Origin of the sequence: Mycobacterium sp. SMC-18, assembly GCF_045310895.1 — a bacterium.
In the GTDB taxonomy this organism is placed as follows: Bacteria; Actinomycetota; Actinomycetes; order Mycobacteriales; family Mycobacteriaceae; genus Mycobacterium.
The window spans coordinates 143,248-157,843 of the sequence record NZ_JBJIAL010000003.1 but is presented as its reverse complement, the minus strand read 5'-3'; the positions used below and the strand labels follow the sequence as shown (position 1 = coordinate 157,843).

The window sequence follows — 14,596 nt, the reverse complement described above, 5'->3', positions numbered from 1 at the left end:
TCGGGTCAGTCCCGGTCACCGTCCCGCGCTGTAGCCGGCGGGTAGGTCTGGAAGACGAACACCTGACCACCCACTCGAATGGTGTCGCCGTCGTGGAGTTCAGCCGTGGCGCGGATGCGCTCGCCGTTGACATGGACGCCGTTGGCAGACCCGAGGTCGGTGATGATGTGGGTGGAGCCGGTGTTGTTGATGACGGCGTGGTGCCGGCTGACCTTGTCGTCGGCCACGACAAGGTCGTTGTCGGGGTTGCGTCCGATGCGGGTGGCCGCCCCCTTGAGTCGATGAAGGTGATCGTGCACGTCGCGCAGGGCCGCGGTGACAGGGTCGATCAGGGTCGTCACATCGGGTTCGAAGGCGATGATCGTCTGGGCCGCAGCCTGGGCATTGCGCTGTACGTCGAGCGGTTCCTGGCGCAGGATTTGTTCGTACAGGGTGCGCAGTGCCGGCGCGGGGTCGATGCCGAGGTCATCGGACAACGTTGTCTTGAGCCGGTGATAGGTATCGAGTGCGTCGGATTGGCGGTCGGTGAGGTAGTACGCCGTGATCAGTTGCGCCCAGAGCGGTTCGCGGTAGGGATGTTCGCCGACCAGGGTTTCGAGCTCACGAACGACGGTATGGGCTCGGCCACAAGCGATCTCGGCGTGGGCGCGTGCGGTCTGCGCAACGATTTTGTCCTCGGCTAACGCGTTGCGCAGCGCCTCCGTGAAGGCGAAGTCGCGCAGGTCGTCGAGGACGGGGCCGCGCCACTGGCGCAGCGCAGCGGTGAGGTGAGCACTGGCCGCCTCGAAGCGTCCGGCGGCCACGGCGTCGATCCCGGCTTGCTGTTCGGTGGCAAACCGGGCCAGATCGCTTTGTTCTGGGGTGATTTCGAGTCGGTAGCCATGGGGTGCGGTGGACACCACGGCATGGGCATCGACGCCCGCGTCGGTGAGGATGCGGCGCAGATTCGACACGTACGCACTCACGGAGATGCGAGCGGCGGCCGGTGGTTCGTCTTCCCAGATTGCGGTGATCAAGTCAGTGGCACTGACGGCGCGGTTGGCGTTCGCCACCAACATGGCAAGTACCGCGCGCTGTTTCGGCGTCCCGACCTGAATCGACCTCGACGCGATGGTCACCTCCAGCGGACCCAGCACCCCGAATTGGATGTCGTGTGCGGCTCCACGGCGCTGAGGTGCGGGCGTCGCCGGTGTCTGGCCACCCATCAATAGCTCCCCGCGTGGCCGAACCTACCCAATTGCACGGGTAGAGGGTTGCACACCAAGCCCGATCAGGAAGGCCGAATCATCCGGGCTAGAGGTGGCGCGCGATGAGGTCCTTCATGACTTCGTTGGCACCGGCATAAATCCGCGAGATCCGACTGTCGACGAACAGGCGGGAGATGGGGTATTCCTCCATGTACCCGTAACCGCCATGCAGTTGCAGGCAGCGATCGACGACTTGTGTCTGTTGTTCGGAGCACCAGAGTTTGACTTGCGCGGCGCGTTTGACGTCGAGGTCGCCGCGGACGTGACGTTGAATCGCGTCGTCGACGAACGTGCGCATGACGTCGATCACGGTGGCGATCTCGGCCAGTTCGAAACGGGTGTTCTGCAGGGCGAAGAGGGGTTTCCCGAACACGTGGCGCTCCTTGACGTACGCCAGCGTGTGGTCGTATGCGGCTTCGACCGCGCCCAGGGCGGCGACGCCCACGATCAGGCGCTCCTGCGGCAACTGCTGCATCAGCTGGACGAAGCCGCGACCTTCGACGCCGCCGAGCAGGTTCTCCGCGGGGACACGAAGTTCATCGAAGAACAGTTCGGTGGTGTCCTGCCCTTTCTGGCCGATCTTCTTCAGCTTGCGGCCGCGCTGGAATCCCTGAGTGTCGTCGCGAACTTCGGCGGCGAACAGCGACAACCCGGCCGCACCCTGCTGCGGATCGGTCTTGGCCGCGATGATGATGAGGTCGCACGTCGCGCCGTTCGAGATGAACGTCTTGGCGCCGGAGATCACGTATTCGTCTCCCACGCGAACGGCCCGCGTCGAAATGGCCTGCAGATCTGATCCGGTACCGGGTTCGGTCATGGCGATCGCACCGATCCATTCACCGGCAGCGAGTTTGGGCAGCCAGCGCAGCTTCTGCGCGGAGGTGGCGTAGGCGTTCAGGTAGTGCGGGACGATGCCCGTGTGGACGCCCAACTGCATGGACAGATCACCGGCGTAGGCCTGCTCCCGGAAGAGCACCGCCTCGTGCGCGAAAGTCGCGCCACCGCCGCCGAATTCCTCCGAGATCGACATCAATAGCAACCCCAGGTCGCCGGCACGGCGATACAACGCGCGGTCGGGCTCGCCGGCGGCGGCGAATTCCTCGTGACGCGGAACGACTTCCTTGGCGAAGAAGTCGCGGGCCAAACCGGACAGGTCGGCAAGTTCGGTCGTCGATGCGGGGGTCACTGTCTTGTTCCTCTCCTTCAACGCGCGTACAGCGCGTCGATCTGTGCGGCATATTTTTCGGCGATGGGTGCGCGGCGCAGCTTGAGCGTCGGCGTCAGCTCATCCCCGCCGGGAATCCAATACTGCGGCAGGACTTTCCAGCTCCGAATCTGCTCCACCCGGGATAGCCGGGTATTCGCCGACGCCACCGCATCAGACACCGCCTGCTGTGTCGCCTCGTGGTCGACCATCTCGTCGACGGTGGCGCCGGCGAATCCATGCCGGGAGGCGAAGTCAGCGGCCGCATCGGGGTCGAGCGTGATCAGCGCGGCGATGTGCGGACGGTTGTCACCGATGGCAGCGACAGCGCCGATCAGCGGGCTGGCTGCTTTCAGTGCTCCCTCGATGTTGCTGGGGGACATGTTCTTTCCACCGGAGTTGATGATCAACTCCTTCTTGCGGTCGACGATACGCAGATACCCGTCGGCGTCGACCGAGCCGATGTCGCCTGTGTGGATCCAGCCGTCGACATCGAGGATTTCCGCGGTGCGACCGGGATCGCGGTGGTATCCGCGCATCACCCCACATCCGCGGACCAGAATCTCGCCATCGGTGGCCAGTTTGATTTGTGTGCCGGGGATTGGTTTACCCACCGTGCCGAGCTTGAGCCGGTCTCTGGGATTGACGGTCGTTACCGCGGAGGTCTCCGACATGCCCCATGCCTCCAACACGGGAATACCGATCGCAAGCATGAACTCGAGTACGGAGACGTCGATGGGGGCAGCGCCCGACACGGCCGCGCTCAGTTGGTCCATTCCGAGGCGCGCGCGAATCTTGGACAACACCAACACGTCCGCCGCGACGGCGGCTGCTTCGTCGAGCAGTCGCAGCCGGCCTCCCACCAGGGTGGCTCCCGCCTTTTTCTTGCCGGCTGCCAGGGCCCACCGCGCGAGCGCGCCTGCCGGTCCGGTCTGCTCCGCGATGAGTGCCTCGACGCGAGCCCGAATCTTGTACCAGAGCATCGGTACCGCGACGAAGAACGTCGGGTGCACGCGGCCCAGTACGTCGATCAGCATCTTCGGGTCATCGACATCGGTGACCGTGATGCCGAAGTACATCGGCGCGTACTGGCCGATCCAACGGTTGATCAGGTGTGCATCCGGCAGATAGGACAGCACTCGACCCCGGCTGAGATTGCCCACCACACTGGGGATCACCTCGAGTTGGTACAGCAAGTTGCCGTGCGTCAGCTCTACGCCTTTGGGGTGCCCTGTGGTCCCGCTGGTGTAGATGAGGGTCAGGATGTCGTCGCGCTGAACGGCTTTCCACACGGCGTCGAAGTCGAAATCCTCAGCACCACCATCTGCTACCTCATCGAGGGTGAGCACACCGTGGTTCGGTTCGTCGACCGAGATGACGTTGCGCACATCGGTTCCTGACGAGGCAGCGAGCACCTTCTCCAGATATTGCGCCTCGCTGACCACGACTGCCGGCTGGGCGTTGTCGAACAGGTACGTGATCTGCGCCGCGGCGCTGGTGTTGTACACCGAAAAGCCGATCGCACCGAGATGCATCACCGCCGCGTCGACAACGTGGAACTCGGGACGATTGGTGAGCATCATCGCCACCACATCGCCGCGCCGCACGCCCAGCGCGGCCAGACCGGCGGCCACTCTTCGAACTTGGTCGCCGTACTGCGACCAGGTCAATGCCACTGTGCCGTCGGCGCGGCAAATCGCCGCGGTGTCACCGAGTTCGGCAACGCGCCGCTGGAAGTGCGCGCACAGACTTTCGCTCATCACACCCCTTCTCGCAGCAGTGCCGTGCGGGGTCCGGACCGGGGGTGCGGCCGCAACGGCTCAGGCTGAAACAGTAGAACATATTACGTATGATTGTTTCAATCGTGGGCGATGGAGAGGTCTCACGCACGTCGTCCGGTGCCCGCTGTGTTCAGTGAAATACCCTGCCCGACAAAAGGAGAGCCGTGATGTTGGCAACTCGACGTCAACCGAACGGCACGTGCTGCCAGGCGCGTCCGACTGCCACCGACAGTCCGAGCACCACCGGTCGTGACCGAACGACGATCACCAACCGTGGTGATCACGCCCGTACGGCGATCTTGACAGCGCTACGCGAATTGCTGGATCGAAACCCGATTACGGAGGTTTCAGTACAGGCGATCACTCGGCAGGCCGGTGTCACGCGAACCGCGTTCTATTTCTATTTCGAATCCAAGTACTCCGCCCTGGCGGAACTGCTGCACGGACGCACCACTGCCGCGATGCTCGATAAGTCGTTTGCGTTGCGGACACCGGGGGAGTCCACTCCGGCATTGGTCGCACGGGTCATCGCCGGTATCCGTGCCGCCCTGGCTGCCGACGACCCGGTGTGGGCCTCGTGTCGCGCATCGTCAGGCTACGAACCGGAGATCGCCGAGATCGTCGCCGCCGTGGAGGACGCGATCACTCGCCGCATCGTGGAGATCGTGTCGGCCGAGGTACATCAAGGCGCCCAACCGATCTCGACCGACCTCCCTGCTCTGGTGCGTGTCCTGACCACCGCGACGGTCGCCGGCAGTGAAACCGCGGGTGTCGGTGCGCAATCCGGCCACCTCGATCGCACTATCGACGCGGTGTCAGCCCTATGGCGGAACGCATTGTGGCCCAGGTAGTTCCAGAATTTGTGCCTTACCGGGAACTGTCGCACGTCGTTGTCGTCCACAGCTCGCGTCCCAGGTCGGACAGGCGCAGACTGAGCCGTTCCACCCGAGTGGACTGCCGCGCCTCCTGCGCATCGGCGATGGCGCGTATGACGCTTGGTTCCGCCATGAGGACCTCGTAGCCGGGCTCGGATCCGTCTGCCCGGGGTCCGATTTCAACCAGACCGAGCCGCAACAGGTTCGCGACGTAGATCGGCACCATGGTCGGCAGCGTCACGCCCGCGGTGCGGCCGATCAGCGAGGTGTTGGTCAGGACGGCTCGAGGCAAGGACCACCGCCGAGACTGCGCATAGACGTTGACCAGGGGAGAGGTGGTGCCGTCCGAAAGCGCACGGAGAATCCTCGCCTCGTCGGCAACAAGCTGGTCGACGATACGGTCGTAGAGCTCCAGCCGCGTCTCGCCCGTGCTCTGGTCCAGTGAGCGGTCCAACAACTCGGCCATTCTGGTGCGCAACGATTCGTTCGACTGCGACGAATCACTCTGTGTCGCAATGTCGGCATCGGCCGGCCGCGATGGCCCGTGCGGCGGCCCGCCGGCCTGCACGCGCGACGGCACCTCCCGCACGGGGATATCGGCTCGCCCCGCCACGGATAGCCGGCGCCGGGCGAATGTCGTGGCGGTCGCGATCAGGCCGTGCACGTCGGAGGTGGTGACCATCGTGTCATCTCTTTTCTGGAGGGCGGTTCTTTCGACTGGTGCGGGTTGGTGATCTGGCTTCCGCTGCGAGGCAGCGTGTTAGCGCTCCAGTTGCCGGATGATGGCGGCCACCGTCTGGTTGGCCGCGAGTTGCTGGTCGAGGAGCACGTTGATGACACCGCGAAGCCAGGCATAGGGGATCCATGCGCGCGGCACGGTGCTGCTGGCTCTGCGCCGGCCGACTGCGTCGACAATGCTCGCGGCAGCGTGACCGGCGTCGATGCGCTTGTTCAATGGCCAGGGCAACAGTTCGCCGATGCGTTGGCCCATCGGATCGTCATCGAGTGTGGTGCGGGCCAGCGCCGTGTCGACGATGCCGAAGTAGGAGATTCCGACCGTCACCTGGTGGGTGGCGAGCTCGATGCGCAACGCTCGCCCGAGCTGTTCGACACCGGCTTTGCTGATCATGTACGCCGCACCGCCCATGCCCGGTGCGAACGCAGCGCATGACCCGATCAGCTGAATGTGTCCGCTACTGGAGATGATGTGCTCGGTCGTCGCGCGTACGGTGTGCACCGCACCGAGCAGATTGATGTCGATAACCCGTTGGAACGCATCGGGTTCGATGGTGCGCAGGGTTGCCGGCGGCGGTGTGACGCCGGCGTTGGCGACCACCACATCGATGCGGCCCCAGGCGTGCACCGCCTGGTCGGCCGCGGCGGTCAACGCGGCGGCATCGCGCACATCGGCGACGATGCCGATGGTGTCCATCCCCAGCTGTTCCTGGGCTTTCCCGAGTTTCTCTTCGTCGACGTCGACGAGGACCACTCGGGATCCGGCCGCCACGAAACGGGAGGCCGCTTCGAACCCGATGCCTTGTGCCGCGCCGGTGATGAAAACCACTGCACCAGAAAGGGGTATCGCTGCACGTGCGTTCATCGTCCGACCACCAACTCGGCGCGGCCGGATTCGGGCGGCACGGTCGCGTAGCGGATATCGAACTCCGCGAGGCGAATTCGCCGCATCTGGCGTCGGAATGTGAAGACGAAGCCAGGCCAGAAGGTGAAATTTCGGCCAGACGGGCTCAAGTAGTAGCTTTGGCAACCACCGGAGTTCCACACCGAGTCCGCAAGGCGCCGGTCGACGTGTGCGACAAAGTTGTCGAGGGTGTCGTTCGAAACCTCGATACTGCGGATCTGACGGCGCTGCATCTGCGCGATGGCGTCGAGTACGAAGTCGAGCTGCGCCTCGATCGTCACGATCTGCGACGTATACACCACCGAGTTCGGGCCGAGGATCATGAACAGATTCGGAAAGCCCGGAATGACGGTGCCCAAGTGCGCCTTCATCTCTCCGCCGGCCCACACCTCGGCGAGGCTGCGGCCATCTCGGCCGTGAATGCGGGTGAATCCTTCGTTATGGGCCAGTTTGAACCCGGTTCCGAAAACGATGGCGTCGAGGCGATGGTGGTGCCCGTCGGCGGTTTCGATGCCGTCTTTGGTGACCCGCCGGATCGCGGCGGTTTCCACGACGGTGTTGTCCGCGGCCAGCGCGGGGTAATAGGTGTTGGAGAACGTCGGTCGTTTGCATCCGAACGCATACCTCGGTGTCAGCTTTTCCCGCAGGTTCTCGTCGCGGACCTGCCTGCGGAGATGCCATGTGCCGACGGCCGCCATCGGCTGGAGCAGCGCCGGGAGATGGACCAGGCCGGGCACCATCGCTTCCTGGACGAGGCTGACCGCCGAACGGGCTGCGCGCTGGACGAGCGGGGCCGTGCGGAACACCGAACGCACCGCGGGCCCGACCGGGCGGTCCGGATGGGGCAAGATCCACGTCGGAGTTCGTTGAAAAACAACCAGTTCGGCGGCGTCAGGCTGAATCCGCGGGATGAACTGCACGGCCGAAGCCCCGGTGCCGATGACACCGACCGCCTTTCCGCGGAGGTCGACGTCATGGCGCCACTCCGCCGAGTGAAAGGCCGGGCCCGAGAAGTCCTCGAGGCCCGGAAGATTCGGGATCGACGGCTCACTGAATGGTCCGGTGGCGAGGATCAGGACGGTGGCGGTGAAATGGTGACCGCCTGCGGTGATCTGCCAGACCTGGGCCAGGTCGTCCCATGAGGCGTCGGTGACGTCGTGCCCCAGCCGAATGTGCGACCGGATGCCGCTGTCATCGACACATCTTTCGATGTAGGCCTTCAGTTCTCGCTGGAGCGGATACAGGCGCGTCCAGTCCGGGTTTGGGGCAAACGAGTACGAGTACAGCACCGACGGGATGTCACACTGCGCTCCTGGATAGGTGTTCACCTGCCATGTTCCGCCGATGTCGCTGGCCCGCTCGAATACGAGAAAGTCGTTGTCGCCGGAATCCTTGAGTCGCATCGCCGCGCCGATCCCGCCGAAGCCGGCACCGATGATCGCGGTATGGACATGTGTGGGAGTGGGTTTGGTCATGGGTGTGTCCTTGGTGAGTGCCGGTGGCTGGCTAGAGCGCGACGGAGATCGAGTCACCCTGGGCGCGGGAAACGCAGATCATCATCGAGTCGGCGTGCTGGTCGGGCGTCAGCACGCGGTCTCGGTGCTCGACAACGCCGTCCACCAGTCGCACGCGGCAAGCTCCACAGAAACCCTGCTGGCACGAATACTGCACGTCCGGTCTGACCCGGCGGATCGCGGCGAGGGCCGACTCGTCGGCGGCGACGTCGACAGTGAGCCCCGATTCGGTGAGCTGCACGGTGAACGCTCTGCCGTCGACGATCGGTGCGGCGGTGAAACGTTCGCTGTGGAATTCTGCGGTACGGCCCGGCGCCGTCGCGGCGGCGACATCGCGAGCCCGTTCGATCATGGCGGGAGGGCCACACACATAGAACGCCGCGCTGGTTGAAGCGGCCGTACACAATTCAGCCAGATCCGGTGTGCCGTAGTGGTCGTCGGGCCGGATGAGCACCCGGTCGTGCCCGAGCTCGGTGAGCTCGTCGATGAAGGGCATCGATGCGCGCGAACGCCCGGTGTACACCAGGCGCCAGGGAACCGGGCCGGATGCCGCCGCACGCACCATCGGCAGGATCGGCGTGATGCCGATCCCGCCGGCGATGAACACGTACTCGTCGGCGGGGGCCAGGCTGAACGCGTTGCGGGGACCCCGGATCCGCAGCGTGTCGCCGACCCGGACGCGGTGCAGCTCGGCCGAACCCGAGCCGTCGGGGATCCGCCGCACGGCGATTCGATAGTGCAGGGGGTCGAATTGGTCACCGACCAGCGAGTAGTGCCGTTGCCGTCCGGCCGGGGTGAACACGTCGATATGCGCGCCCGGCGTCCAGCGGGGGAGCGGTGAACGGTCGGCCCGGCTCAAGGTGAGGCTGACGACGTCGTCGGCTACGCGTTCTGCCGCAACAACTTCGAGCCGCGCGTCGTATCCGGCCCTGCGTACCGGACGGCCCGGTGACAAGCGGTCCGCGATCCGGCTTTCGGTGAACAACCGCGAATAGCCGCGAGCCAACTGCCCCATGGCCCTGAGCGCTGGCGTCGGGTCATCGACAGACGCGGGCTGGTCGAGGAGCTCGTTCATGCGTGTGCCGCCTGCGCCGCGGGCGACACCGCGAGGTACCGCACTGCCTTGCTGATGTCGCCCATCGTCGACGGGTGAAAACCCGGTCGTAGGTAGAAGTACATCTGCGAGAACAGGAAGGACACCCCCGGCACCAATCCATGGTGGGCGGCGCGGATGTACTCGAAGGGCCACGGACGACGACGCTGCACCGTCGCGTCGTTGCGGTACAGATGCGATGCCGTCGAAAACCAGAGCAACGCAAGGCCCGAACATGCGATGAGGGCCGTGCGCGCACGGCGGGCATAGCCACCGTCGACGTACTGGTAGGCATCGAACGCGACATTGCGATGTTCGAGTTCTTCAGCGCCGTGCCATCGCAGCAAGTCGAGCATCGTCGGGTCGATGCCGGCGCGATCGAAGGCCTCGTTGTCCAACAGCCATTCGCCGATGACGGCGGTGAAATGCTCTGCCGCCGCGTAGACCCCGAGGCGCTCGCTCAGCCACGCCTTGCGCGCGGGGCCGGTGATCCCGTGGTCACCGAAAATCTTCTCTACCGCGAACTCGATGCGACGCAGGACCACACCGACGTCGACACCGTGTCCGCGCAGGTAGTTGCGGAAGCCCTCGTGCGAGGCCGCGTGCGTCGCCTCCTGTCCGACGAATCCGATGACTTCCTCTTTGAGGCGCTCGTCGTCGATGTACGGCAGGGCCTGACTGAAGACGTCGGCCATGGCCCGCTCGCCTTCCGGCAAGACCAGGTGCATCACGTTCCAGAAATGAGTGGCATAGGCCTCGCCCGGGATGTACTCCAACGGGACGCCGGACCAATCGAAGTGGACGCGGCGGGCGTTGATCGCCAGTGCCTCGTCGTTGTACTCGCGTACCACTCGTCCCGGTTTTCTGCTCGCCATCACACGCCTTCCTCGGCTCTGAGTCCTTCGCGCTACAGTGAAACACACTACATACAATTGTTTCAATGTTGCAGTGTCGACTATGGTCAGGTGCGTGCACACCGATCTTTTCGCGCTCGACACGGCCCGTGATGAGGGTGTCGAAGAGATCCTCGACGCCGCGTTGGACGTCTTCGCCAAGATCGGGATCCGGCGGGCGACCGTCGATGAAATCGCCCAACGGGCAGGGCTGGGCCGCGTCACGATCTATCGACGGGTCGGCGGGAAGAACGAGATCGTCACGGCGGTGCTCATCCGCGAATCCCAGAAGCTGTTCGAAGCGGTGCGCGCCGCGGCGGCGCGTACGGACAATTTCGCGGATCGCGTGGTGCACAGTTTTGCCACGACGATCGAGACGGTGCGCACGAACGCGGTCTGGAACCGGCTGCTCGACATCGAGCCCGACACCGTGCTGCCTCGACTGACCCTCGAAGCCTCACCGCTGCTGGCGGGCGCCGTTGCGGCGACCGCCGAAGTGCTCCGCGGTCCGGACGTTGCGGCAGTCCCGGAACCCGAGCTGCTCGCGCGAGCGGAAATCCTCGTCCGCATCACGCATTCGATCCTGCTTACACCGGCGGTACTGGCCCCATTGGAAACCTACGAACAGGTCGAGCAGTTCGCCCGGCGGAACCTGCTGCCGATCGCATCGACGCCGACACCGTAGTTGCCGCAACGCGGGGGCTTCAGCCTGCGGTTGTGCAGGCGAGCGACACCGCCCGGGCGTGGGGCGTGAGGAACGCCAGCAACGTATCCGTGTCTGCGACGCGATGCGAGGGCGCCGAGGCGGCCAATACGGCGACGAGGCTGTCGTCGGCGCCGCGGATCGGAAGAGCCAGGCAGCCGTGTCCGGGCACCAGAATTCCGCGCTGAGTGCAGAACGCCGGGCGTTCACCGCGGGCGTCTGCGGCGACGATCCGTCCGATGGCCGAGCAATCCGGTTCAGCGATGACCCGGGCCGGATCAGACAGCGGAAAATCCGGGTCGATGTCGAACAGCTCCAACGCCGGCCGCCCCGTGGACCGGTGCAGGACCAGATGAATGCCGAACCGTGCTTCGGCTCGCACGGCGTCGACTGCTTCGCGTAACCGGTCCGCCGGAGTGGAGGGGATGCCGACCAATCGGTCGATCCGCCGGCCGAGGGCGAACCCGCCCAAATCCGGTGTGCGCACCAGGTATTCGCTGTCCACCAGGACAGCGAGCAATCGGTATGCCGAGGACCGTGACATCCGCAGCCGGTGAGTGATCTCCAGTGCCGTGATCCCGGGCCCCGCAGCCGCCACCTCCTCGATGATGGACAGCGCGGCGAGCGCCGAACGCGACCCGGCGTCGGGGCGCAGCGCTCTGGTCATGACGGGCCCCGCAGGTAGCCACGCCACACCTCGGATCTGACAGTTCCCGCGTGTGTGCCGATCGACGCGAACGCGTTCGGTCGGCTGCTGCGCAATAGCCACCCGGCGGCGGCCCACAGCAGCATCCATGCCGTGGCGGCCACCGCTCCAATCCGGAACGGGCCGGTGATCGTCAGTCCCCAGAATTCGGCCACCATGGCCGTGAGAACCAGTGCGCAGGCCGGCCCGATCACCAACGCCAGCCTGCTGGGTTCGCCCACGCGCCGGAGCATTGCGGGCATCGCGCCGGCCACCGCGGCATATGCCAGCAGGTAGCCGCAGACCGCGCCGGCCATCAGCGAGCCGCATGCCGCTGCCGGGTCGGCGCCGCATGCACTCATGGCGAAAGGCACGCCGAATACGGTCGCGGTGCACACCCAGATCCCGACGGTTGGTGCCTTGCTGCGCAGATCGGTGTCGCCAAGCGCCGCCGGTAAGACGCCTTCGCGGGCCAGAGACAGCAAGACGCGGGCTGCCGCTGTCGTGAATGCCAATGCGCAGGCGAAAGACGACAGTGTCGTCGCGAGGTAGAGGGCCGGCACCAGCAACCGGCCACCGGGATCGGCAGCCAATGCCCCGAGCCACGAATCTGTCGGTGTCTGGCTCAGCGTTCCGGCTTGGGTCAAGGTCGCGAGCATCACGACGGGCCCGGCCACCAGCAGCGAGCCACGGATTGCCGCCGGCACAGTGCGCAGCGGAGCGCGGGTCTCGACCGACAGCACTGTCGCGGTCTCAAAGCCGGCGAACGCGGCCATTGCGACCGCGACACCACCAGCCAGGTGCCCGAGATCAGGGATCGGAGCCAGCACCGAATCATGTAGACGGCGTACGCCACCATGCCAGAGCAGCCACCCCGCGACCACCACCACCAGCCCCACGGCAATGGTCTCGGTCACCAGCGCGACCCGCGCCGAGATCCGGATGCCGCGAACCAGCACCACCCCGCTGAGTGCCGCGAACCCCAGGGCCGCAACGGCGACCAGCCAGCCGTGCGCCGTCAGCCCGGTCGCGGATGCCAACCGTAACGCGAACGCTGAGAATTCGGTGACCGCGACCATCCCGATACCGAGGTAGCCGAGCAACAGCGCACCGGCCGTGACGAACCCGGCCACCGGCCCGACGCCAACGGCAACGTACGTATAGAGCGAACCCGCCGCGGGCACACGCCGCGCGAATCCCCGAACCAGCCACGCCACGATCAGAGCGAGGGCGAACGCAATAGCCGTGCTCGCAACGACCGGCCCCCCGTGGGCAGCGACCAACATCGGGCTCGCCGCCGCCGCCCCGCACGGTGCCATGGCCGAAACAGACTGTGCCGCAACATCGGCAGCGCCCAGCGCGCCGCGATCCAAGCCGCCCAGTCGCGTTCGCGGGCCCAGGCCGCGCAGCGGCACCTGATTGTCCGTCAGCATCGCCGAGTATAGAAATCCCGCTGTTTCTGCCACGTTTCACCGCCGTGTCGACCGCGTATCCCGCACTGGGACAAGGCTTCCCACGCGAAGAGGCGCCGCCGCAATGCCACGGACACCGGCACGCAAATGCCTGGCAGCACGCTCGTTGGCATCCCGATCCCTTCGATACCAACGGAGGTCACGCCATGACTGTGGGCTTCACCGCAACTGCCGCCGCCGAATCGACCAGATCACACCCGAACGCTGCTCCGCCGGCAGGGTTCGACAACGACATCGCCGCATCGCTCAGCCGGGCGAGTACCCGTCGGCGTTTCGAACCGTTCGTCGACATCGACTGGGAGGCAGCTGAAAACGCGCTGGATCCGAACGACGTACGTTGGCAGCTCGACTCCGACATCGCTCCACTCGCCGCCACCGAGTGGTACGCGCGGCAACCCCTCGAGCGGCGAATCGCGATGGGCCGTTGGCTCGCCGCGAACATCCTCAAGGTGACACTGCAATTCGAGATGATGTTGATCCGCGGCGTGATCCACCACGCCGGCACCTTGCCCAACCGTTCGGTGGTGTTTCGGTACCTGCTCCATGAGCTGACCGACGAATGCCACCACATCCAGATGTTCCAGGAGTTCGTCAACCGCACGGGCGCCGATGTTCCCGGCATGCGCCGCGGGTCCCGGTTCTTCGGGCCGATTCTCGGCTTCCTCGGCGGCTACGCCAACATCTTCCTTTTCATCGGAGTGCTGTGCGGGGAACAGCCGCTCCACTTCCAGCAGACGCTGCAGCATCGGGGTTCGGCGGCCGTGCCTCCGCTGCTGAACAAGGTCACCTCGATCCACCTCGCTGAGGAAGCCAGGCACATCTCGTTCGCCAACGATTATCTGGCGCAACGAATCGCGGGCGTGGGACGGCTGCGGCGGCTGTGCTACGCCCTGGCATTTCCGATCTATCTGCGGTGGCTCATCGGCGAGATGATCACACCGCCACGGGCGTTCGCCCGGCAGTTCGGGATTCCGCGGCGCGTTTTCAAAGCCGCCTACTGGCGCAGTGCTCGATCTCGGCAGCTGTTGGCCGAGTCGGCCGCCGACGTCCGCCGTGCTGCCGAAGACCTCGGTTTGCGTACGGTCTGGACCCGCTGGCTGTGGCGGTTGTTGGGTATCGACGGCCGGTTGCCCCGGTACCGCGGTGAGCCTGATCGCAGTCAGCCGTGCAGCCGCAACCGTGCAGGCGTGGCAGTGGTGTGGAGTCGAATCGCGGCCGCGGGGATTGCGGCGATTATTGCGATGGCGGCGACGCCGGTAGGGCTGCGGATCATCACGGTGGCGGCGGCGGGAACGGCCGTATGGGCGTCGTACCACCTGCTGCGAACCCGAGTCGGTGGCGTGGTCGGCAACCAGCCTTTCGAATGGCCGCGGCTCGCTGTCTGGATCGCGTTGTGCAGCATCATGATTCCCGCTGGCGGGCTCATCGGACTCACGTTGGTCGTGCTGAGCATCCTGGCACTTGCCGAGTTCATGCCCGGCTTATGACAA

General features: G+C 65.5%; 13 protein-coding genes. 3 read left to right on the top strand and 10 right to left on the bottom strand.

The features are described 5' to 3' along the window. Window positions 1-5 precede the first annotated feature (5 nt). The 3 genes from ACJH6J_RS03890 to ACJH6J_RS03880 all read right to left on the bottom strand — a co-directional run bounded on the left by ACJH6J_RS03890 (window position 6) and on the right by ACJH6J_RS03880 (window position 4,211). Window positions 6-1,205, bottom strand: coding sequence for a BTAD domain-containing putative transcriptional regulator (locus ACJH6J_RS03890; protein ID WP_406803536.1), 1,200 nt, complete (start codon window positions 1,203-1,205; stop codon window positions 6-8). An 88-nt stretch (window positions 1,206-1,293) separates the two neighbouring features. Further along, window positions 1,294-2,433, bottom strand: a complete 1,140-nt coding sequence (locus ACJH6J_RS03885) for an acyl-CoA dehydrogenase family protein (RefSeq protein ID WP_212806505.1) — start codon at window positions 2,431-2,433, stop codon at window positions 1,294-1,296. Window positions 2,434-2,450: 17 nt separating this feature from the next. Then, the gene (locus ACJH6J_RS03880; RefSeq protein ID WP_406803535.1) at window positions 2,451-4,211 is read right to left on the bottom strand and encodes an AMP-dependent synthetase/ligase; all 1,761 of its coding nucleotides are present in this window, start codon (window positions 4,209-4,211) and stop codon (window positions 2,451-2,453) included. A 188-nt stretch (window positions 4,212-4,399) separates the two neighbouring features. Here ACJH6J_RS03880 and ACJH6J_RS03875 point away from each other — a divergent pair, with 188 nt between their 5' ends. Further along, a complete protein-coding gene (locus ACJH6J_RS03875; RefSeq protein WP_406803534.1) occupies window positions 4,400-5,083 on the top strand; it encodes a TetR/AcrR family transcriptional regulator in 684 nt (227 codons plus the stop codon). A 16-nt stretch (window positions 5,084-5,099) separates the two neighbouring features. Here the strand turns inward: ACJH6J_RS03875 and ACJH6J_RS03870 are convergent, their stop codons facing one another. From ACJH6J_RS03870 to ACJH6J_RS03850, 5 genes are all read right to left on the bottom strand, one after another. Next, on the bottom strand, window positions 5,100-5,789 hold the full coding sequence (locus ACJH6J_RS03870) for an Abi-alpha family protein (RefSeq protein WP_406803533.1): 690 nt from the start codon (window positions 5,787-5,789) through the stop codon (window positions 5,100-5,102). 78 nt (window positions 5,790-5,867) lie between these two features. Continuing rightward, on the bottom strand, window positions 5,868-6,707 hold the full coding sequence (locus ACJH6J_RS03865; protein WP_406803532.1) for a short-chain dehydrogenase/reductase: 840 nt from the start codon (window positions 6,705-6,707) through the stop codon (window positions 5,868-5,870). Beyond that, complete coding sequence (locus ACJH6J_RS03860; protein WP_406803531.1) at window positions 6,704-8,221, bottom strand: flavin-containing monooxygenase; 1,518 nt, start codon at window positions 8,219-8,221, stop codon at window positions 6,704-6,706. The genes ACJH6J_RS03865 and ACJH6J_RS03860 overlap by 4 nt, the downstream gene beginning before the upstream one ends. Window positions 8,222-8,252: 31 nt before the next feature. Then, the gene (locus tag ACJH6J_RS03855) at window positions 8,253-9,335 is read right to left on the bottom strand and encodes a PDR/VanB family oxidoreductase (protein ID WP_406803530.1); all 1,083 of its coding nucleotides are present in this window, start codon (window positions 9,333-9,335) and stop codon (window positions 8,253-8,255) included. Next, window positions 9,332-10,228 (bottom strand): metal-dependent hydrolase, encoded by an 897-nt coding sequence (locus ACJH6J_RS03850; protein WP_406803529.1) that lies wholly within the window; start codon window positions 10,226-10,228, stop codon window positions 9,332-9,334. Before ACJH6J_RS03850 ends, ACJH6J_RS03855 begins: the two co-directional genes overlap by 4 nt. A gap of 94 nt (window positions 10,229-10,322) precedes the next feature. Between ACJH6J_RS03850 and ACJH6J_RS03845 the strand changes: the two genes are divergently transcribed. After that, window positions 10,323-10,931 carry a TetR/AcrR family transcriptional regulator gene (locus ACJH6J_RS03845; protein ID WP_406803528.1) on the top strand — a complete coding sequence of 203 codons (609 nt, stop codon included), beginning with the start codon at window positions 10,323-10,325 and terminating at the stop codon, window positions 10,929-10,931. A 19-nt stretch (window positions 10,932-10,950) separates the two neighbouring features. Here ACJH6J_RS03845 and ACJH6J_RS03840 read toward each other — a convergent pair whose 3' ends face one another. Together ACJH6J_RS03840 and ACJH6J_RS03835 are read right to left on the bottom strand one after the other, a co-directional pair. Next, on the bottom strand, window positions 10,951-11,616 hold the full coding sequence (locus tag ACJH6J_RS03840) for a helix-turn-helix domain-containing protein (protein WP_406803527.1): 666 nt from the start codon (window positions 11,614-11,616) through the stop codon (window positions 10,951-10,953). Beyond that, window positions 11,613-13,100 (bottom strand): APC family permease, encoded by a 1,488-nt coding sequence (locus ACJH6J_RS03835; protein WP_406803526.1) that lies wholly within the window; start codon window positions 13,098-13,100, stop codon window positions 11,613-11,615. Before ACJH6J_RS03835 ends, ACJH6J_RS03840 begins: the two co-directional genes overlap by 4 nt. A gap of 152 nt (window positions 13,101-13,252) precedes the next feature. Between ACJH6J_RS03835 and ACJH6J_RS03830 the strand changes: the two genes are divergently transcribed. Then, window positions 13,253-14,593 (top strand): diiron oxygenase, encoded by a 1,341-nt coding sequence (locus ACJH6J_RS03830; RefSeq protein WP_406803525.1) that lies wholly within the window; start codon window positions 13,253-13,255, stop codon window positions 14,591-14,593. The last annotated feature ends 3 nt before the right edge of the window (window positions 14,594-14,596 follow it).